We start from the raw sequence: 19,102 nt of genomic DNA on the forward strand, positions 1-19,102 counted from the left end.
TGCCGCCCCGGCCCGCCGGGACCCGAAGGAGTGCCCGTTGAAGAAGACGATCCGCATCGGCAACGCAGGCGGCTACTGGGGCGACGACCTCGACGCCCTGCGCCGCCAACTGGTCGGCGGCCCCCTCGATTACATCACGATGGACTTCCTCGCCGAGCTCACCATGTCGATCCTGCGCAAGCAGCAATTGAAGAACCCCGAACTGGGCTATGCGCGCGATTTCGTCACGCAGCTGGAGACCTGCCTGCCGATCATCGCCGAAACCGGCGTCAAGGTGATCACCAACGCCGGCGGGATCAACCCCGCGGCGCTGGGCCGGAAGATCCAGTCGATGGTCCGGGAGCGCGGCTTGTCGCTGAAGGTGGGCGTCGTCTATGGGGATGACATCTGCGGCCGGCTCACGGAGCTGGGCGCCGCCGGCGAATCGTTCACCAACATGGAGACGGGGGCCGCGTTCGGACCCGTCCGGGACCGCGTCATTGCCGCCAACGTGTACCTCGGGGCCGAGCCCGTCGTGGCGGCGCTGGCCGAGGGTTGCGACATCGTGGTGACCGGGCGCGTGACCGACACCGGCATCACGCTGGCGCCGATGATCCACGAGTTCGGCTGGGCCATGGACGACTGGGACCTGATGGCGGCCGGCATCGTGGCCGGGCACATCATCGAGTGCGGTGCGCAGGCTTCGGGCGGCAATCTCACCGACTGGCGCGAGGTGCGCAGCTTCCGCGACATCGGCTATCCCATCATCGAGATGGCGCCGGACGGCACGTTCACCGTCACCAAGCACCGGAAGACCGGCGGCAAGGTCTGCGCGAAATCGGTGAAGGAGCAGCTCGTCTACGAGATGGGCGACCCGGGCCAGTACATCTCGCCCGACGGTGTCGCATTCTTCGACACCATCGAGGTTCGCGAGCTCGGGCCGGACCGCGTGGGCGTCAGCGGCGTGCGCGGCGGACCGGCGCCGGAGCGATTCAAGGTGTCGATGGCGTACGAGGACGGCTGGAAGGCCGACGGCGAGGTGCTGCTCTGCGGGCCCGACGTGCGCGACAAGGCGAAGGTCGTGGCCGACGTGTTCTGGCGGAAGGCGGGCCACCGCTTCGCCAAGACGAACACGTCGCTGGTCGGCGCCGGCAGCATCTGGCCGGCGCACCTGGCCCGCTGCGAGCCCGACGAGATCTACCTGCGTTTCGGCGCCTGCGACCCGGACCCCGCCAAGCTCGAGGACTTCGCCAAGGCGCTGCCGGCGCTGATCCTGGCCGGGCCTTCGGGCATGGCCGTCTCGACGCGCGGCCGGCCGCGTCCCCAGCAGGTGGTGGCCTACTGGCCGGCGCTGCTGCGGCGCGACCGCGTAGCTGCCGAAGTGCGGACTTTTGCCGCCGATGGGGCCGAGACCCACCGTCGCATCGAGTTCCCGGTCCGGGGCGAGGGGGGCGAGCCGGTGCGCAGCGGCATCAAGCCGCGTTCCCTGTCGCGCACGCAGCCGAAGGGCGCGCTGCGCGCGGTGGCGTTGCGCCGGTTGTGCTACGCGCGCAGCGGCGACAAGGGCGACACCTCGAACATCGGCGTGCTGGCGCGCTCGCCGCGAATCTACGAGTGGCTGGCCGGGTACCTTACGGCTGCGCGCGTGAAGAAGTACTTCGGGCCCATGGTCAAGGGGCCGGTCACGCGCCACCGCCTGGACAATCTGGAGGGGTTCAACTTCCTGCTCGAGGGTGCGCTCGGCGGGGGCGGGACAACCAGCCTGCTGGTCGACCCGCAAGGCAAGACCCTGAGCCAGGCGTTGTTGCAGATGGAAGTGCAGGTGCCGTCGTCGCTCCTGCGCGGGCTGGACTGAGGAGGCCGATGTCCCCGCAGCCGTGGATCTTCCTCGTCATCCTGGCGTTGCTGGCCGCGCTCGCCATCTGGCTCTGGCTCCAGGACCAGAAGCGCCAGGAAGCGGTGCGGCTCTGGGCCCTGGGGCGGGGCTGGCGCGTGTGGCCCGGCGGCGAGGGCGGCCCCCTGTATGAGCACCCCGCGCTGGCGCTGCTGTCCCGTGGGCACTCGCGTCGCTGCGGGTGCCTGGTCCGCGGCGAGCTGGACGGGCGGCCGCTGGCGCTGTTCGACTACCGGTACGTGACCGGCCACGGGAAGAACCGCACGACGCACCGCTATGCCGTTGCCATCGTCGACCTGCCGTTTCCCGTGCGTCCGCTGCGCATCCGGCCCGAGCACGCCTTCGACAAGGTGGGTGAATTCCTCGGGGCCGACGACATCGACTTCGAGTCCGCCGAATTCAGCGCGCGCTTCCACGTCTCGGCCGATGATCGCAAGTGGGCCTATGACGTGATCCATGCGCGCATGATGGAGTTCATGCTCACGGCGCCGTCGGGCTTCGCCCTCGAGATGGGGAGCCACGAGATCGCCGTCTTCAAGCGCGGCCAGGCGCGGCCTGCCGACTACGAGGCCGCCATCGGCCTGATCGAGGGATTCCGCGAGCGCATCCCCGACTACATCGTCCGTCAGCAAACGGGAGTGGACGCATGAGTGCCTGGGTCTTCCTGATTCCGCCGGTCCTGGTCGTGACCTGGGGCGTGCTGACCTACAACACCATGGTCCGCCTGCGGCAGATGGTGGACGAATCATGGTCCGGCATCGACACCGAACTCAAGCGCCGCTACGACCTGATCCCGAACCTGGTCGATGTGGTGAAGGGCTACGCCGCGCACGAGAGCAGCACGTTCGAGGCGGTCGTGCGGGCCCGCGATCGCGCAGCGGCATCGGGCGGGACGCCCGGCGAGCAGGCCCGCGAGGAGCAGGCGCTCGTGACCAGCGTCAACAGGCTGCTGGCCGTGGTCGAAGCCTATCCCGACCTGAAGGCCAGCGCGCACTACCTGCAGCTCCAGCACGAACTGGCGAACACCGAGGACCGCATCCAGGCCGCCCGGCGCTTCTTCAACGCCAACGTCCGTGACCTGAACACGCGCGTCGCGGTATTTCCCAGCAATCTGGTGGCCGGGATGTTCGGGTTCACGGCGGCCGAATTCTTCGAGGTCGAAAAGTCGGCCGTCCGGGCGGTTGTGGGCGTCTCGTTCGTCGATTAAAGAATCCCGTAAGCATTCATCAGCGCCGGCCGATCCCTTCCTCGTGAAACGGACTGGAACAGGGCTCCCTGCCCTGCGACAACGACGTCGGAACGGCCCCCGGGGCTGGTTCCCGACGCATGGGGACGGCTGTCTTGACCACCGAGGCGGAGCTGCTGGAGCGCATCGCGCAGCTCGAGGAACAACTGGCGCACCAGACGCTGTGCCGGCAGGACGCCGAGGCCGATGCCCGGGCGTCCGCCGACATCAAGCAGCAGTTCCTGGCCAGCATGAGCCACGAACTGCGCACGCCGCTGAACGGCCTGATCGGCGCCTCCGAACTGGCGCTTCAGACGCACCTGCCGGCCGAGGCCCGTGAATACGTCCAGTTGATGCACCAATCGTCGCTGTCGCTGTTCGAGGTGCTGACGGGCATCCTCGACATGGCGCGCCTCGAGTCCGGGCAGCTGGCGTTGCAGCCGGTCGTGTTCGATGTGCGCGCCGCCATGGCCGCCACTGTCGCGCGATTCGCGCCCGCGGCCGCAGGCAAGCAGGTGGCGATCGCCCTGGCGACCGGTGCGGACACTCCGCTCCCGGTCTTCGGCGACGAATTGCGGTTCTGCCAGGTGCTGGGGCACCTCGTGGGCAATGCGGTCAAGTTCACCGAAGCCGGTACGGTGACCGTGACGCTGCACGTGATGCGGGGTGCCATGGGCACCGGGGAGCTGACGATTTCCGTGCGCGACACGGGCACGGGCATCCGGCCGGAGGATCTCGAGCGCATCTTCACCATGTTCACGCAGGGTGACGGCTCCGCCTCGCGGGCCTACGGCGGCTCGGGGCTGGGGCTGGCGGTCAGACAGGGCCTGGCGCGGCTGATGGGCGGGTCACTCGGGGTCTCGAGTGTCTACGGCCGCGGCGCTACGTTCATCTTCAGGGTGGAGATGTCGCTGTGCCCCGTGGCGCCGGCGCGCGTCGTCGGGGCCGCTGTCGGCACCAGCGCGCAGCCGCTGGGCAACGTGACCCCACCCGCGCCGGCGAACGAGCCATGCCCGCCGGAAGCCGACGCTCACCTGACTGTCCTGCTGGCGGAAGACAATCTGGTCAACCGCACCCTGGCCACGCGCATCCTCGAGCGCGCCGGCTGCCGGGTGGAGGTGGCGGAGAACGGCGCCGTCGCCCTGCAGATGGCCCGCGAGCGGGTCTATGATGCGATCTTCATGGACCTGCAGATGCCGGCAATGGATGGATTGCAGGCGACGCGGGCCATCCGCGACCTGGAGGGGGACGGGCCCCGCGTGCCGATCATCGCCGTGACGGCCAACGCGATGCCGGGCGACCATGAGACGTGCCTGGCGGCGGGCATGGACGACTATCTCGCCAAGCCGTTGCGACCAGACGACCTGGTCGACAAGCTGCACCGCTGGTGCGGGGTCTCGATCCAGCCTGCCTGATCGCCGCGCGTTGCGCGCGCACTTGGTGACCCGGGCGGGCTCCGCTATATTCGCTCCCGGAAGTGCCGTGCACGCCTGCCTTCAGCCCGAGCCGGGAGCCCGAGCCATGCCGACCAGCCGCCCGCTGTTCACGCCGTTTTCCGCCGGCCGCGAGACCATTCACCTGGATCCCGCGCTGTGCGCCGCCGCGAAGCTGCCCAACTGGGCCCGTCAGTTCCAGTTGGGCACTGCCGGCTATCGCGACCTGCTCGATCCCGCCGATTTCTTCAACCTCGGCGTGCCGTTCAATGCGTTGACGGCGGCGGTCTTCCTCGAGGCGCGCGCCCGGCTGGCCGTGGCGCGCGGCCTGAAGGCGCTCCATGTGGGCGGCGAGGTGCGCCCGCACACGCAGGAACTGATCGACCTGGCGGCCCGCATCTACGCCGCGCACGGGTTGCGGGTGCACCTGCGCCCGGCCGGGATGCGCACCACGCCGATCTGGTTGTCGTCGTTCGGCGTCTTCCACGACGAACTGGACGGCGGCGAGAACTTCACGGCGTCGCACAGCCAGAGCTACAAGGGCGGCTGGAAGCCGATGGACGGTGACGGCGGCCAGTTGATCGAGATGGCCCCGTTGATCGAGCAGGGCGTGCGCGAGCTGGTGGCGGCAGCCGTGGCCGGCGGCGTCAGCATCAACCTGGCGGCGTGCGACGATCCGCTCATCAGCCGCGACTTCGACCCCGTCGATGCCTACGTCGACGTGCTTCGGCAGGTTGTTCCGGCGCCGCTGCTGGAAGCGATCGCGCCGGCCGCCGCGAAGGGCTTCCGCGCGGCGTACTGCACCGAGGGCGGTTCGATGGCCGCCACGGCGCGCCGCGTGTTCGCGGCGCTCGACATCTCCTGCGGCGAATCGGGAACCGTCTTCTTCACGCACGAAGCCGAGCACAGCGACTACCACGGCATCGGCCAGGTGGACGGCCGGAACCACGGCGTGGACCCCGGCAAGTGGCAGGTCTACAAGAACGTGGGAGCCCAGGCCCTGCTGCGTGAGCGCCGGTGCGACGTCTTCTTCATCTGGGATCCCGACGGCGACCGGTTCAACATGGTGACTACGGCGCCGGCAAGCCTGGCCGCGGCCGCAGGGGCGGCAGGCCTCGAGGTGGATGCGCTGGACGCCGACCGCTGCCTCGTCTTCTTCAAGCCCAACCAGATCTACTTCATGCTGACCGCGCTCAAGCTGGAGGGACTGGCCGCGGCCGGCGCCCTGTCTGCTCACGACTGGGTGACGGCGACGACGTTCCCCACCAGTCGCAGCATCGGCGAGATTGCCGAGGTCACTGGCCGCCGCACGGGCGCGAACCTGCCCACCTTCCAGGTGCCGGTGGGATTCAAGTACTTCGCGGAGCTGGTGGGCAGCCTCGAGAAGCAGGTGGCAGCCGGCGTGGCGACGGCAACCGCGCGCGACGTGAACGGGCGCGAGACCGCGTTCGGCCCGAAGCCGCGCCTGTTGATCATGGCCGAGGAGAGCGGCGGCGCGGCGATGGGCTTTGCCGAACCGGTGGCCAGCCGCCACGGGGCGCGGCACAGCTTGGCGCCGAAGGAAAAGGACGCCATGCAGATCGGCGTGCTGGCGCTCTGCCTGGCCGCACGCCTGCATGCGGAGGCCGGGAGCTTCGCGGGCTACTACCTGGCCGCGCTCGACCGCTACGACACCACGTTCCGCTTCTACGAACGCCGTGACCTGACGCTGTTCGACGAGGCGCTCACGGGCGAGGCGCGCGAAGCGGCCAAGGCCGCCGGCAACGCGCGCAAGGAAGCGACGGTTGCCTTCTTTGCGGCGCTGGAAGGGAAGACGCCGGCGGAGGTGGCCGCGACACTGGCGGCGCGATTGCCGGCCGATGCGGCCCTGCCGCCCGTGACCCGCGCGTTCCGGGCCGGAGACGGCACGCTCATCGAGTTCGCGGGCCTGTGGTTCGAGTTGCGCGCGTCGGGCACGGACGCCGTGCTGCGCTACTACATGGAGGGCCGCGACGCGGCCACCGTCGGCGCGCTGAACGAGGCGTTCACGCGACTGGATCCGCTTGCCTGAACGGTGAGGCGCGGCGCCGGCCCTACCAGCGCAGCGTGCCGAAGAACTCGAGGCCGCTGAATGCGGGCTCGAACTTGCACACGCCTCCCGCGCACAGGAATCCTTCCTGGCGCTCGCCGGCCCAGAGGTTGAGCGTCGCCCCGTTCGGCAGGTTGCGTGTGGCCTGGATCGCGGCGTACGGGCCCGGGTCCTCGTTCGTCGAGCGCTGCGCCCCGTACTTGTTGTTCGTCTCGAGCATGGCCGCGAAGATCCACCGCGGCATCGAGTATTCCAGCTTGCACCACTGCTGGTCGTAGGCGCCGAGGTCGAACCCCACGCCGCCGCCCACGCGCACATGCTGGTGCTCGGCGTGGAACGACCACGCGCGCTGGTTGCCGCGCCGCCAGGAGACCTCGGCGGCCAGTGTCTGCCGCAGGCCTTCGCTGTCCTGGAAGCCGAGTCCGGCCACGACGCCGAAGTCGCCCCACTTTTCCTTCTCTGCCGCGAGGTACACGGACTCGTAGACGGTGCCGCCGTCATGCAGGCGCAGGCGCGACGCGCTTGCCTGCACCGCGACGCCGTTCGGCGCCTGCCACGACAGGTCGAGGTTGTGGCCCTTCTCGTCGTTGGCGTTGAGGGTGTGCGGCGCCCGGTTCAGGAGCGTCCACATGAACTCGCGCGCCAGCGCCGGCGGCCGGTTCAGCGACGTGACGCCGTCGGCGCGCGACAGCAGTTCGAAGTCCTGGTAGTCGCTGCCTTCCCACGACAGGGTGAACGGGCCGCGGTACAAGTTCAGGTTGCCGTACAGCGCCCAGCCTTCACGCGGATCGTCGGCCGCGGCGTCGTAGTCGAAGGCGTCGAGCGAGAACCGGTTGCGCGCCGCGATCTCCACGTACCAGTCGGCTTGCGCCAGGCTCTGCCGGGCGCGCAGCGCGGCGGCCCACTCGCGGTCGACAGCGCCGGTACCGGTGCCGGCCGAGTTGTGCCAGGTGATGCCGGACACGCCGCAGACGACCTGGCGCCCGGCGTTCCACTCGAGGTCGGCGGCGCGGACATCCAGTTCGCTCACCGAGGGCGTGCCCGACAGCACGGTGGCCGCCAGGCTGCCGCGGCGGACCGTCGCCATCACGCCGTCCAGTCTCGTGTCGATCCGCAGGCTGCGGTCCTGCCAGGCGTTGAAGAGCAGGCCGCGCCCGAACAACCCGTGGAAGTGGCCGGCGCGGATGGTGGCGCCGTCGCGCGTGAACTCGAACCAGCGATGGGTGATCTCGTTGCGGCGGCCGCCTTCCTCGCCCGGGGCCTGCGAGTTGAGCGTGAGCCCGGCGCGCACGTTGCCGCGGTGCCAGCCGAGGTCCAGCCAGTTCTCGACGATCTCGCGACGCGTGTCGGTCGCGTATGAATACTCGAAGCGATCGCTGGCCAGCAGTTCGCCGGGCAGGCCGCCGTCGCCGCCCGCTGCGTCAACGGCAACGTCGGTGGCAAGGTCGGTCGCGGCGTCGTCGGCCGGCGCCCCGATCTCGGGCAGTGCTACCGCCAGGACCTTCTCGATGGCCAGCTGCAGTTCCGCCTCGCCGCCCTCGACGTAGCCGGTGTGCCGGAAGGCCACGCTGCCGTCGCGGTCGTAGAGGACGAGGTAGGGCATGGCATCGACCTGCAGTTGCCGCTGCACGACGGCGCCGGGATCCAGCAGCACGGTGAGCTTCTCCCAGCCGCGTGCGCGCACCAGGGGCTCGACCTTGGCCACGCTCTTCGAGTCGTCGGTATTGACGGCCAGGAACGTGACGCGGCCTGCGTAGGTCGCGGCCAAGGCGTCGAGCTGCGGCATCTCCTTCAGGCAGGGCTTGCACCAGGTGGCCCAGAAGGAGACCACCACGGGGCCGCGCGCCAGTTCGTCGGCAAAGGACACGCGCCGGCCGGAAACATCTTCCAGCGACCAGTCGGCAGCTGCCGCGACGGACATGGTCGGGGCGCTGGCCACGAACAGTGTCGCGAGGAGGATCATGAGCGGCCGGACACGCACCTGCGGCACTGCCGGGCAACGTGAGAAGGCCTGACGTCGGGCGCCGGAATCGAACATCGGGGGCTCCTGGTGAAGGTTCGTGGCCCGCCTCATTTGGCGATGGTGAGCTTCAGGGAGGCGATGGTGCCGCCGGGCAGGCTGAGCCTTGCCAGGTACGGGCCGGTGGGCAGGGAACGGCCCGCATCGTCGCGGCCGTCCCAGGACACGGCCGTGCGGCCGGCGGCCAGCGGGCCGCGGCGAAGCGTGCGCACGTGCCGGCCACGCAGGTCGTACACGTCCAGCGCGGCAACGGCGGCGTCCGGGCCGTCGTTGGCGACCCACAGCGTCGTGTGCGGGTTGAAGGGGTTGGGGAAGGCTCCGAGGCCCAGCGGCGTCGATGCGCCAGGCAGCGGCACCGCCGAGGCATCGTCGGCGAGCCAGTCGAGTGCCGCAGCCATGAACGCCGACCGTGCCGCGTTGTCGGCGATGCCGGCTCCGTCGAAACCGAGGAACAGCGACTTGCCGGCGGCGCCCTGGCGCCTGACCGCAGCCACCGCGCCGCCCGCGTACCGCAGGCTGGCACTCCCGCCCTGGGCGGTCAGCACGTCGGGCAGCGCATTGGCGCCGTTGCCGTTGATGGCGAACGACAGTCCGGCGCCCACCGGGTCACCCGGCACGCCGGAGACCAGGGGGGTGCCGCTGGAGTCGGCGGCGTAGCCCACGCCGAGCGTCGCTGCGTACCAGCTGACGGCGGCAGCGTCGTACCGTGCGCCGGCCGGGTCGCAGGAAGCGAAGGCCAGGTTGGCGCCGCCGAGCAGGAGGCGGCCACCGCCGGCCAGGTGGGCCGCCAGCGTCGCGCGGTCGTCGGCATCGAGGCCCGAAAGGGACTCGCCCGCATGCCAGACGATCGCCGCGAACGAGGCCAGTTCTGCCGGCGCCAGCTTGCCGGAAGCGGCGCGGTCCCAGACGGCAGTCGTGCGCCCGGCGGTCGCCACCGCCTCGACAACGGGCAACGGGACGCCGGCAACGCCGTCGGCGTCGACGACCAGCACGTCGGCGCCGGGGGTCAGCACCGAGAATCCTGCCGTCGACGTCTGGGCCGGTGCATTGATGCTGGCCACGGTGACGGTGGAAGTGCCGGCTCCGCTGTCGATCATCGGCGTGATGTTGATGCCGACGTAGAGCGTGTCGCCGGGCGCCACGTTGAACTCAAGCGTCGTGATGAACGGCGGATAGCACAGGCCGGCATCGCACATGGTCGTCAGCCAGGTTGCCGGCATGTCGGCCGTGAGCGTGACCCGGTACCTGTCGGCGATGCTGCCGGTGTTGATGATGTCGGTGTGGAAGGTGGTGGTGCTGTTCAACTGGTCCACCGCTCCGCTGTCGGCGATCACCCAGTCGAAGGAATACTGGGCCACGGCGGTGATCGGCTGCGCCAGCATCAGCAGCCCGAGGGCAAGGGCCGGCAAACGGGTGCGGGCGCTCATCGCGCACCGCCGAGTTCCGCCGCCGACGGCACTTCGGGGCGATTCGAGCCGGCCTGCAGGACCACGCGGTCGGCCACGCGCTGCACGAAGGCGACCACCGTCACGTTGGCTGGGTCGGCCGAACCGCGATTGAGAGCGAACTCGTGCACCACCGGTTGCCCGGCAACCAGCGCGCCGAGCGCGGGCGGCACGTCGATGCGGTCGCGGAACATGTGGTGGAACACGGTCTGCCCGTTGTTGCCGGGAGCCGTCGCATAGGAGATGAGGTTCTCGTAGAGGGCAACGTAGAGCACCGCGCCGGCCAGGTCGCGGTCGACCAGCGGCGTCAATGTGACCGTGACCGGCACCGACGCGCCTGCGGCGGCGTTGGCCGCGACATCGACCAGGAAGCCCGGGTCCGTCGCCCACCGGCCGGTCACCGCGGCAGCCGTCGAGTCCGCGTTCAGCGGATAGGTCTGGATGCCACCGTTCACATAGAGCGCCGGTGCGCCCATCACCCAGTAGTAGGTGAAGCGGTCGGAGTTCTCGGTGGGGTTGGCCAGGTAGAACGGGTCGATCGGGCTCGGCCAGTTCACGCTGAACTCGAGGAACAGGGCGCGGTCCGGGCCGAAGCCGTCACTGTCCGTGACCGCTACCAGGTTCTCGGCCGCCTGGGCGCACGTGGCGCAGTTGACATTGCCGAAGCTCTCGAGCATCACGGTGCGGCGTGAACGCAGGCGCAGGGCTTCGGCAGGGACTTCGGCGATGGCGCCTTCGACGACCTCGATCGTCACCGCTCCCGGAATGCACAGCCACGTTTCGAGGGCGAGCGACACCTCGTACGTGCCGGGATCGAGGCCGGCCACCACCGCCGGCGTGATCCTGCCGGTGTCCACGCCGTCGACGAGGATGTGCGCGCCCGCCGGTTCGCTGGTCACGCGCAGTCCCGTCTGGAAGAGCGTGAAGCTGACTTCGGCGTCATCGAGGGGGCTGAGTTCAAGGGCGATGGATTCGGGATCGGCGTGCCACTCGGCAAGGTTCACGCGCACTTCATGCGACGTCGGGCTCACGCCGGTGAACGTGTAGGGCGTGACCTGGCCGGTGTCGCGGCCGTCGAGCAGGATCGCCGCGCCGGGTGGCGTCGACGTGACTGTGAGGTTGGCCGGTTCGTAGCTCGGGGCCACGCGACCGCAGGCGGCCAGCAGCGACAGCGCCAGCACCAGGACGGCGGTGAAGAACGCGAGGCGGGCTGCGGTGCGGTTGGCCATGCGTGGATTCCCCCGGGTGGCTCGGTTTCGCGCGGCGCCGGCCGCACATCGGCAAGTATAGTCGGCGGCGCGCGCCGGGGTCAACCGGGCTGCCGCGGCGGGCCGGGCATTGTCCGGCGGCCGCCCTCTCCGTACGTTCAGTCCGCCTCCCTGGCGGACAACACGGCGGGACGCGCCATCCCGCCTGGCCGGGCCCCGGACCGGGCCCGCACAGCGGTCGGAGCCGAGTCGGGGTCCTGAACCTCGCCACCGCCCGGGGTGTGTGCCATGTGGAAAAACCTCGCGAAGTCCTCGCTGTCGGCCGCGATGCCGATGCTGTTTCTCCTGACCTGCCTGCTGCCGGCTTCCGGCCGCGCCGACGATTCGAATCTCCTGGGCCTGTTCTACGATACGGGCGGCACGGTCGACCAGGTCGCGATCGACCCCTACACGCAGCACGCCCTCTACCTGGTGCTCCTGAACCCGGTGAACGACGGGTTCGGCGGCTCGGGTACGCGCGATGTGGGGTCGGTCGCGGGCTTCGAGTGCGGCATCGTGCCGCCGAGCGGCGACATGCTGCTCAGCGTGGAATTCCCGGCGCTGGCGATCAACGTCGGCAGCACCAACAACCTGATCGTCGGCTTTGCCAGCGCCGTTCCGGTCAGCAGCTCGCGGGCGGCCACGCTGGCCACCGTTCGCGTGCTGTCGTTCGGCAACAACCGCGCGGGTTACCTGCTGAGCACCGCCACGCCGCAGTCCATTTCCGGCGTGATGGCTTACGTCGACGCTGAGGACACGGGCGACGACCTGGTCGGGATGATGCCGGTCAGCGGCGCCTTCAACCGCCCGGTGTTCTGGTTTGGCGACTGGAATGTCCGCGAGAACGCGCGGTGGGGCGAGGTGAAGAGCCTGTTCCGGTGAGGCACCACAGCGCCGGAGCCTGCGCGAACTCGGGCAAGGTCCGGGTTCGACCGGGCAGGCTCCGGCGACGCTTTGTAAAATCAATGACCGCATGATGTTATGGGACTTCAGATCGGCCTCACGATTTTTCCGATTTTTCCTGCAACCCATGTTGCGAGTTTTGAGTATATTACAATACTAATACGCTAACAGTCCCGGACCCGACGGACAGGACAGGCGGCCGTGATCCACATCGACCCGCGCGACGGCACACCCATCTACCGCCAGATCATCGATCAGGTGAAGCGGATGGTGCTGACCGGCGGTCTCGTACCCGGCGACCAGGTGGAGCCGGTGGCGGGCCTGGCGGCGCGCGTCCACGTGAACCCGATGACCGTGAGCAAGGCCTACAGTGCGTTGGTCGACGCGGGCGTGCTGGAACGACGCCGCGGCGTGGGCCTGTTCGTGGCCGCCGCCGTGCGGCGCAACACGCGCGATGACCGCGAGGACCTGCTCGACCGCGAGCTGCGCAGCGCCGCCGCGCTGCTGGTGCAGATGCAGATCGAAGAAGACGAGGCGGCTCGCCGCCTTTGCGGACACATGCGGGACTTCCGCGTTGAAGAGGGGAACGACCATGAGTGAGCAGCCCATTGTCCGCCTGCGCGCGGTCAGCAAGCACTACGGCTCGACGCGAGCCCTCGACGACGTGAGCCTGGACCTGCTGCCCGGCACCATCGTCGGCGTGCTCGGGCCCAACGGCAGCGGGAAGACCACGTTGATGGGGCACCTGCCGGGGCTGCTGCTGCCCACCTCGGGCACGGTCGAGACGTTCGGGATGCCGGCGGCGAAGCTGGACGATGCGGCGCTGGCGCGCATCGGCTACGTCAGCCAGGTGCCGCAGCTGATGGAATGGCTGACCGTGGGCGAGACTATCGCCTTCGTGCGCGCGGGGCGCGAACGGTGGGATGCCTCGCTCGCCGATCGCCTGCTCGCCGACTTCGCGCTGGATCCGGCCAAACGCGTGGGCACGCTGTCGCCGGGCCTGCGGCAGCGCCTGGCGATCCTCGTGGCGGTGGCGCCGCGACCGGACCTGCTGATCATGGACGAGCCGGCGGCCTCGCTGGATCCCGTCGCGCGGAACGATTTCCTGCGGCTGGTCATGGAACTGATCCAGGACGGGAATCGCACGATCCTCATCTCGTCGCACGTGCTGAGCGATGTCGAGAAGGTGGTCGACACCGTGCTGGTCATCAACAGCGGCCAGGTGCACTGCCACCAGTCGCTGGATGAACTGCGCGAGACCTACCATCGCGTCGATGTGACCGCCGTCGGCGCCGACCTGCCCGACCCGCTGCCGCTGCCCGGCCTGCTGACGGTGACGGGCGACCGGCGGCGCGCGATGGCCGTGTGCGGGCACGTGCCGCGCCACCAGGTCGAGGCGGCCGCGCGCGCTCTCGGCGTCGAGGCCCGGGTGCGCGGCCTCGAGTTCGAGGAGATCTACCGGCTCATCGCCACCGCCGACGGGAGGAAGGTATGAACGCGATGGGTCTGAATCGCCGGCTGCTGGTGCCGAGGCCGGGGCGGCTGGTCACGCGGATGAGCCTCGGCGTGGCGGTGCCGCTGGTGGTCGTTGTCGTGTCGGTCTTCAGGTCGGGCAGCCAGGCGATGGCGTTGTTCAGCGCGCTGTTCATGACCGCGCAGATCACCTGTGCGGTGACGACGTCGCACAAGGAGATCATGGCGGCCAGCCCGGCCTTCTTCCAGCCGGGGCTGCGCCGGAAACTCCTGACGGCCCAGTTCTCCTGGGCGGCCGGGCTCGCCGTGGTGATGGCTGCATTGCTGGGTGCTTTCCATCCGGACTTCGGCGGCATGCGCCCATTGATGGTGGCCGGTTCGGTGCTGTGTGTCCACGCGCTGTTCGCGCTGGCGACGCTCTACATCCCGTGGTCGTTCCAGATCCCGATCTGGATCTGGTACCTCTGGTTCCCGGCCAGATACCTGGGCTACAAGTCGAAGTCCGGTGAACTGGATGCGGTCTTCGACACGGCGTGGCCGTGGCTGGTGGCTGCGGTGTTGTTGCTGTGGCTGCTCGGGCGCAGTCTGGCGCGGCCGGGGCTGTACCGGCGACTGCACGGCACGCTGGTGCTCGGCGCGGACGACCTGTTTCGTCCGAACGCATGGTTGCGTACAAGCAGCAGCAGGTTGCCACGTACGTGCCGGGCAGGGCCGGTCTGGCGGCGGCGCCTGATCGACCGGTTGTTCGGCCTCGCGGCGATCGCGCGTGACCGGAGGTCGCCCGGTCCTGGCCCGCATCCGGCAACTGCTGGCCCTGGACGTCGCCATGACTTTCACCGTGCGCAGCTGGTTTGCTGGTGCTGCTGGGTCGGCATCCCGGTGATGATGGTGTCGGGCGGGTATGTCGATGGCGGCACTCGCGAGGGCATGCTGGATTTCTGGTTCGCGGGGTTGGTCTACCAGTGGGCCAGCTGGCCGTTCTTCAGTCTCGCGGCCATGCTGCTCACGGCGCCGATGACCTCGTGCTCGCGGCGCACCGGCTTCCGCGCGGAGGTGGCGCTGCTGGGGCCCATGATGCTGCTGGCTCTCGGCGGGACACTGCTGACGGCCGCGGTGTTCCAGCTCCTCGCCGCCGTGCTGCCGCCGCTGACCTGGAATGGCCGCCCGGTCACCTACAGCGCGCCGCTGCCGCACGGCATCTGGCTGGTTCCCATGCTGGCGCCGTTCGCCTGGCTGGGCGTGGCGTTGCGGCCGCAGGGCACAGTCTGCTGCCGTGTATTCCTGGTCATGTCCTTCATCTGGGGCCATGGACTCCTTTGCTCGCTGCCGTACCGTGTCTCCGTGCCGATCATGGCGGCGCTGTCCCTGGTCGCACTGGCCGTGGCGTACCAGCTGCGGCGACGTTGGTGGGAGAAGGCGGATCTGCCGCACTAGGATCGGCGGCCGGCGCTTGTCAGGCCGGCGCCGGTTCGGTACCTACAGGCGGGCCCCGAGCGGAAGGATGCCTGATGCCCCTTTGGTGCCGTTCAGCTTCCGTCCTTGTCTTCCTGTTGAGCGCGGCCGCTGTCCGTGCCGCCTGTCCGGAACCCGCGGCGCTGCCCGATACCGCGGGTTTCGCGGTGGAAGTGGCGACACTCCGGGCGTTGCCGCCGGAGGCGCGGGCCGCCCTCGCGGCGAGAGCTGCGGCAGCCTGTGAGCCCTGGGTCGGCGAATTCCGCGCCCGCGACGGGAAGGTGGCGCGCAGTCTCGATGTGGTTTTCAGTCGAGGTTGCCTGTCCCGGTGGCGCACGGGGCTCCACGGCTCCCAGCTTCTTCGCCCCAATGACCAGCTTGTGACTGCGCATGCCGACTTCACGGCCGCCCTGGCCGCCGACCCCTGCTGCCTCACGGCGCTCGTGGCCCGCGGCCTGGTCCGCAAGGCAGCCGGAGAGCCGCGCGCGGCCATCGCCGACTGGAGTCGGGCGCTGCGCCTGCTCGAGGATGCCGACGTCGATGAAGCGGACAAGGATGCAGCCGCAATGTGCGCGAGCCTGCGACGCACCGCAGGTTGGGCCCTGGCTCTTGCCTGCAGCCGCCTTGGCATGTGGGAGCAGGCGGAAGCCGCGGCGACGATGATGGTCGGCCGTCAGGGGCGCCGGCCCGACGGGCCGGAAGCGCTCATCCACGGGCTCTGCCTGGCCGGCAGCGGGCGAACCGCCGAAGCCATCGACTGGACGGTGCGGATGCCGCCGATCGAGTACCGGCACACCTCGTCGCTGAGCGCCGGCTACGAGGCCTCCCCGGGTTCGTTCGCCAACGACTGGATCCGGTCGCAGGCGCTGCTGGCGGACGGCGACTTTGCCGGCGCCCGCTGGGCGCTCGGCGATATCGACGACCGCCGGTTCCACAACATGCCTCTGGCCGATGTCTACTGGCAGGATGCCGGACTTGTCTGCGAACTGGCCGGTGACCGAGATGCGGGTCGCTGCTACGAGCGTGCGCACAGTCGCGCACCCCTGTGGTTCGCACGCCCAACCGAAGGCACGACTGCCGCGCCGCTCGTGCTCGGATTTCCCGCGGCCGGCGTGCCCTTCTTCACGACCGGCGACGGCGCTTTCGCGGGCGGATCGCCGTTCGGTTTCCTGGCCCGGCAGATGGCCCTGGCTGTGGAGGAAGTCGATCCGGCTGCCCGCGAAAAGGCGCGCCTGCGCGCCCTGGAATGCTGTGAGATGCTCGTTCGGCGCAACCTTCGGCCGGACATCGTGCGGGCCATGCGTGCGCGACTGTACCTGGCGGCCGGTTGCGCAGCGCAGGCAGGTCCCGACCTGCAGTATGCGCACGACGCCTTCGCGGTGCAGGGCGTGATCGATCCCGGAACATCCCTGCTTCTGGGGCAGCTGGAGCTCGCGGCTGGACGGCCCGAGCGTGCGCGGGCTTTTTCGGCGAAGCCGTGGGGCAACGCCGGAGAGTGCGCTGAACTGGCGGGCGCTGTGCGTCGCCCTGAGCGAGGCCGGGCTGTACGCCGAAGCGCGCAACGCCATGGAAAAGGCGCTGGCGCTCGAGCCGGATTCGATGGAAGGTTGGTACAACCTCGGGGTGCTGGACTGGAAGCAGGGCGACGGCATCGCCTCGCTGGCACACCTGGAAAGGCCTGGTCGCTGGATCCCGGAAACGAGCGCGTGCAGTACATGTTGCAGACGGTTGCCACGGCGCGACGGACGCCCGACACCGGCAGCGGCGCTGCATCGGAAGTGCGGATTGATGAAGGACCGTGACAACAAACTCGTCTATTCGAGCGACGGCGGCCGTACCTGCCCGGGCTGCGGCGCGCCAGTCGCGGAATGCCGCTGCGCCAAGGCCGGCCCGAACAGCACGCGCGGCGACGGCGTTGTGCGCGTCGCCCGCGAGACCAAGGGGCGCAAGGGCGCCGGCGTGACCGTGGTCACCGGCGTGCCGCTCGACGCGGCGGCGTTGAAGGACCTGGCCGGAGAATTGAAGCGCGCCTGCGGCTCGGGCGGCACGGTGCGCGACGGCGTCATCGAGATCCAGGGCGAGCACCGCGACCGGTTGATGACGCTGCTGCAGGCGCGGGGGTGGACGGTGAAGCGGGCGGGGGGGCTGAGGGTACGCGCAGCAGGGGACCCTGAATCCAGTAGTTGACGGGCCCGGCGCGCCGGCCTACGGTCCACACGTGAATCGATTGCCGACGCTTATGATCGCCGCGCATGCCGTGCTTCACGCTGAGCCTCGAGGAGGCGCCATGTCGTTCCAGCCCTGCCTTCGCTTCGTCGCAGCCATCACCCTAGCCCTCGTCGTCAATCTGGCCGCCGGCGAACCTGCGCAGGCCCAACCGCGCCCTGTTGATCCTCCGGCACTCACGGAAGCCTTGGCCAACGGCGGGCAGCGTCCGTCAGTTGACCATCGGCAATGCCGGCACGACCGACCTGCACTGGTCGACGACCATGGTCTTCGGCGGTCTCCTTCGACGCCGGTCACGCCGGCGCCGCGCATCCTCCTGATGTGGAACACCCCAGCTCTCACTGATCCCCATATTGCGGCCCTGCAGCGCCGGGGTCTGGCCTATACCGCGGTCAACGGCTGGGTCTCGCTTTGAATTCAGTTGCAATACCTCGGCCCCTGGGACCTTGTCATCGTCAGCAGTCGTACGAGCGAGCCGGTTCCGCAGGCGCTCGCAGCGTTGTCGGCCCATCTGGACCGGGGAGGCGCGCTGCTCTACGCCGACGCGGACCCTGTCGCCGACAATCCTCTGCTGATGCGGCTGGGCATAGTGCCCGCGTCTTCGCTGGCAGAGACTCCGGTGCTTGTGCCCGCCGAGGAGCCGCATCGCTGCTTCTCCTGGCCGAACCGCATCGATGGGTTCGCGCCGCAGGCCGGCCCTGATGGCCATACCGGCGTCCAGATCGTCTCGGCTCTTGGCCATGCGCGGTCGCTCGCGTCCTTCGCCGGCCACCCGGGGTCCGGGGCGATCGTGGTCAATGCGCGGCGGCGTGCGATCTACAACGCCTTCCATGCCGACTGCTTCCTCGGCGACGCCGATGCGGACGGCGTGCCCGACGCCGTCGAACTGGCCGAGAACGAGATCGCATACCTGACAATGGCATCGTCCTGGGTCGCGGTCGAGCCGACGTCCGGCGTTGTGCCCGCCGGCGGCAGCCAGGTCGTGAACGTCGGCTTCGAGATGTCGACATCGTGCGTGGGGGGCCTGACGGCCCGGATCAGGCTGGCCTGCGACGATCCGGCCACGCCGAACCTGGACTTGACAGCCAGATTGAACGCAGTGCCGGAGCGGCGCCTCACTTCCGTGGCCGAGCCGCTGGACTTCGGCACGCAGTACATCGGCGCGGTGGCGCCGCGGGCATTCAGGATCCTCAATGACGGGTGTGCGTCGCTGCGCATCACCGGCGTCACGGTCGACCATCCCGCCTTCCGCATCGCGACGTCGTCACCCTTCACGGCGGGGGCGCGGACCGCAAACGATATCGTCGTCGAGTTCGTGCCGACGTCGGTGGAACCGGTCGCCGGCACCGTGACCCTGACGAGTGACGACCCGCTCGTGCCCGTGGTCACGGTGGCGCTGACGGGTGCCGGCCGCCTGTCGCCGTCCGTTGCCGTGCAGGCCGACTCGCTGACACTGGCGCTGGCTCCCGGTGAAACGGCGACGCGGCGCCTGTCGATCAGCAATTCAGGGATCGCAGACCTCGAGTGGTCGCTGGCGCCGGGCTCGGCCGTCAAGGCGGCGGTTTCGCGAGTCGACCTTGCGGGCGTGCGTATCCTCTGGACGCGCGCCCACGATGAAGGATGCGTCTTCCCGCTGTTCGACCCTCATCGCGGACCTGCAGGCGCGGGGCGCCGAGGTCACCGTGAATGCGTATCCGATCACCGAAGGTCTGCTGAGTAACAACATGTCCTGTGCGT

General features: G+C 69.6%; 16 protein-coding genes. 13 read left to right on the forward strand and 3 right to left on the reverse strand.

What is annotated here, in order from left to right:
• Positions 1-37 precede the first annotated feature (37 nt).
• The 5 genes from IPG61_15060 to IPG61_15080 all read left to right on the forward strand — a co-directional run bounded on the left by IPG61_15060 (position 38) and on the right by IPG61_15080 (position 6,581).
• Positions 38-1,834, forward strand: a complete 1,797-nt coding sequence (locus IPG61_15060) for a DUF1446 domain-containing protein (protein ID MBK6735368.1) — start codon at positions 38-40, stop codon at positions 1,832-1,834.
• Positions 1,835-1,842: 8 nt separating this feature from the next.
• Positions 1,843-2,523, forward strand: a complete 681-nt coding sequence (locus IPG61_15065) for a hypothetical protein (GenBank protein MBK6735369.1) — start codon at positions 1,843-1,845, stop codon at positions 2,521-2,523.
• On the forward strand, positions 2,520-3,080 hold the full coding sequence (locus IPG61_15070) for a LemA family protein (GenBank protein ID MBK6735370.1): 561 nt from the start codon (positions 2,520-2,522) through the stop codon (positions 3,078-3,080). Before IPG61_15065 ends, IPG61_15070 begins: the two co-directional genes overlap by 4 nt.
• A 134-nt stretch (positions 3,081-3,214) precedes the next feature.
• Positions 3,215-4,513 carry a response regulator gene (locus IPG61_15075; GenBank protein ID MBK6735371.1) on the forward strand — a complete coding sequence of 433 codons (1,299 nt, stop codon included), beginning with the start codon at positions 3,215-3,217 and terminating at the stop codon, positions 4,511-4,513.
• 106 nt (positions 4,514-4,619) lie between these two features.
• On the forward strand, positions 4,620-6,581 hold the full coding sequence (locus tag IPG61_15080) for a hypothetical protein (GenBank protein MBK6735372.1): 1,962 nt from the start codon (positions 4,620-4,622) through the stop codon (positions 6,579-6,581).
• Between the two features lie 22 nt (positions 6,582-6,603).
• On the opposite strand, the gene IPG61_15085 is transcribed toward IPG61_15080, so the two are convergent.
• Genes IPG61_15085 through IPG61_15095 form a run of 3 tightly spaced genes read right to left on the reverse strand, consistent with a single transcriptional unit; the run spans position 6,604 to position 11,293 of the window.
• Positions 6,604-8,637 (reverse strand): TlpA family protein disulfide reductase, encoded by a 2,034-nt coding sequence (locus tag IPG61_15085; protein ID MBK6735373.1) that lies wholly within the window; start codon positions 8,635-8,637, stop codon positions 6,604-6,606.
• 32 nt (positions 8,638-8,669) lie between these two features.
• Positions 8,670-10,046, reverse strand: coding sequence for a hypothetical protein (locus IPG61_15090; GenBank protein MBK6735374.1), 1,377 nt, complete (start codon positions 10,044-10,046; stop codon positions 8,670-8,672).
• Entirely contained in the window at positions 10,043-11,293 is a 1,251-nt protein-coding gene (locus IPG61_15095; protein MBK6735375.1) for a PEGA domain-containing protein, read from the reverse strand. The genes IPG61_15090 and IPG61_15095 overlap by 4 nt, the downstream gene beginning before the upstream one ends.
• 267 nt (positions 11,294-11,560) lie before the next feature.
• Here IPG61_15095 and IPG61_15100 point away from each other — a divergent pair, with 267 nt between their 5' ends.
• The 8 genes from IPG61_15100 (at position 11,561) to IPG61_15135 (ending at position 19,085) form a co-directional block, all read left to right on the forward strand.
• Positions 11,561-12,193 (forward strand): hypothetical protein, encoded by a 633-nt coding sequence (locus IPG61_15100; protein ID MBK6735376.1) that lies wholly within the window; start codon positions 11,561-11,563, stop codon positions 12,191-12,193.
• A 222-nt stretch (positions 12,194-12,415) separates the two neighbouring features.
• Positions 12,416-12,814, forward strand: a complete 399-nt coding sequence (locus tag IPG61_15105; GenBank protein ID MBK6735377.1) for a GntR family transcriptional regulator — start codon at positions 12,416-12,418, stop codon at positions 12,812-12,814.
• The gene (locus IPG61_15110; protein MBK6735378.1) at positions 12,807-13,709 is read left to right on the forward strand and encodes an ABC transporter ATP-binding protein; all 903 of its coding nucleotides are present in this window, start codon (positions 12,807-12,809) and stop codon (positions 13,707-13,709) included. Before IPG61_15105 ends, IPG61_15110 begins: the two co-directional genes overlap by 8 nt.
• Positions 13,706-15,121 (forward strand): hypothetical protein, encoded by a 1,416-nt coding sequence (locus tag IPG61_15115; protein MBK6735379.1) that lies wholly within the window; start codon positions 13,706-13,708, stop codon positions 15,119-15,121. The genes IPG61_15110 and IPG61_15115 overlap by 4 nt, the downstream gene beginning before the upstream one ends.
• Before the next feature lie 74 nt (positions 15,122-15,195).
• On the forward strand, positions 15,196-16,941 hold the full coding sequence (locus IPG61_15120; protein MBK6735380.1) for a hypothetical protein: 1,746 nt from the start codon (positions 15,196-15,198) through the stop codon (positions 16,939-16,941).
• Positions 16,928-17,326, forward strand: a complete 399-nt coding sequence (locus IPG61_15125) for a translation initiation factor Sui1 (protein ID MBK6735381.1) — start codon at positions 16,928-16,930, stop codon at positions 17,324-17,326. Before IPG61_15120 ends, IPG61_15125 begins: the two co-directional genes overlap by 14 nt.
• Before the next feature lie 100 nt (positions 17,327-17,426).
• The gene (locus IPG61_15130; GenBank protein MBK6735382.1) at positions 17,427-17,780 is read left to right on the forward strand and encodes a hypothetical protein; all 354 of its coding nucleotides are present in this window, start codon (positions 17,427-17,429) and stop codon (positions 17,778-17,780) included.
• Between the two features lie 6 nt (positions 17,781-17,786).
• Positions 17,787-19,085, forward strand: a complete 1,299-nt coding sequence (locus tag IPG61_15135; protein ID MBK6735383.1) for a choice-of-anchor D domain-containing protein — start codon at positions 17,787-17,789, stop codon at positions 19,083-19,085.
• The last annotated feature ends 17 nt before the right edge of the window (positions 19,086-19,102 follow it).

The organism is bacterium (assembly GCA_016703265.1).
In the GTDB taxonomy this organism is placed as follows: Bacteria; Krumholzibacteriota; Krumholzibacteriia; order LZORAL124-64-63; family LZORAL124-64-63; genus CAINDZ01.